Source organism: Moorena sp. SIO4E2 (assembly GCF_010671945.1).
Taxonomy (GTDB): Bacteria; Cyanobacteriota; Cyanobacteriia; order Cyanobacteriales; family Coleofasciculaceae; genus Moorena; species Moorena producens.
In genome coordinates this window covers 20,749-21,164 of record NZ_JAAHIE010000028.1, presented here as the reverse complement: position 1 = coordinate 21,164, position 416 = coordinate 20,749, and the positions used below count along the sequence as shown (strand labels likewise).

Here is a 416-nt window from a genome sequence, read left to right as displayed (position 1 = left end):
GCTGACTACTAAGGATGTTGATTGGGGAGATAGCCATACTTATAAATTATTAGATGATGCTCAAGGTCGCTTTAAAATTGATGGCAATCGACTAAAAGTCAAAAATGGCCACCTCATAGACTTTGATGACAACTCTAGTCACTCGATCAAAATCCGCACCACGGATTCCGGGGGTAAAAGCTACGAGGAAACTTTCAGTATCGAAGTCCTCGAAAACCAGAATAGTGCTCCAACGGATATCACCCTTTCTGGGAACAGTGTCAAGGAATTGAGTGAAAATGGCACGACCATTGCTAGGCTGACTACTAAGGATGTTGATTGGGGAGATAGCCATACTTATAAATTATTAGATGATGCTCAGGGTCGCTTTAAAATTGTTGACGATCAACTAAAAGTCAAAGATGGCACTCTCTTAG

General features: G+C 41.3%; 1 pseudogene. It reads left to right on the top strand.

Annotated features, from left to right (window positions below):
• Positions 1-416, top strand: a pseudogene (locus tag F6K37_RS05785) (hypothetical protein); the annotation flags it as partial.